The organism is Salinimicrobium maris (genome assembly GCF_049680855.1).
In the GTDB taxonomy this organism is placed as follows: Bacteria; Bacteroidota; Bacteroidia; order Flavobacteriales; family Flavobacteriaceae; genus Salinimicrobium.
Genome location: NZ_JBMPGS010000020.1, coordinates 1 through 752, shown reverse-complemented (window position 1 = coordinate 752; position 752 = coordinate 1). Strand labels below are relative to the sequence as shown.

Annotated in this window: 2 tRNA genes and 1 rRNA gene; all 3 read right to left on the bottom strand. The window is 36.0% G+C overall.

Annotated features, from left to right (window positions below):
• Nucleotides 1-184: 184 nt before the first annotated feature.
• Nucleotides 185-261 (bottom strand) — tRNA-Ala (locus ACOV1Q_RS15895).
• A 156-nt stretch (nt 262-417) separates the two neighbouring features.
• Nucleotides 418-491 (bottom strand) — tRNA-Ile (locus ACOV1Q_RS15890).
• A 193-nt stretch (nt 492-684) separates the two neighbouring features.
• Nucleotides 685-752, bottom strand: a 16S ribosomal RNA gene (locus tag ACOV1Q_RS15885); the annotation flags it as partial.

The window sequence follows — 752 nt, the reverse complement described above, 5'->3', positions numbered from 1 at the left end:
TTTTACCTAATATGCTCTTTATTATAATTTGCTCTATCTATAATCTCTCAACTATAGAAATTTTTATGTTTCTCGTATTCTTATTCTTCAATATGTCAATGAACTTTCTGTTCAATTATCAATCATCAATTAACATTTAACAATTTTTCATTGCTTATTGTTTATTGATCATTGCTAATTGATCTGGTGGAGAATATCGGAGTCGAACCGATGACCTCCTGCGTGCAAGGCAGGCGCTCTAGCCAGCTGAGCTAATCCCCCGTTTATCAGTCAGCAGTTACCAGTTAACAGTTAACAGTTTTGATAACGTGCTCACCATTACGTGATAATCACTCAACTTCCAAAATTTCCTTTCAATAATTCTCAATGAACTTATAACTCTGATCATTGTTAATTGATCATTGTTAATTGCATCCGTAGTCTCAGGCAGACTCGAACTGCCGACCTCTACATTATCAGTGTAGCGCTCTAACCAGCTGAGCTATGAGACTGCAATTTATTGTATAAGGTAGACTACATATTGTATAATGAATTATTACATTATACAGCATCAAAATACTCTCTACAACAAAAAAAATTAAATTGACAGTGAATTAAGACCAAAAGAAGCTCCTCACTTCTTATTTATAAAAAGGCTCCTTATGTCGTAATTGCGTTTTGCCTATTAAGAGGCAAAAGCTCTAGAAAGGAGGTGTTCCAGCCGCACCTTCCGGTACGGCTACCTTGTTACGACTTAGCCCCAGTTACCAGTT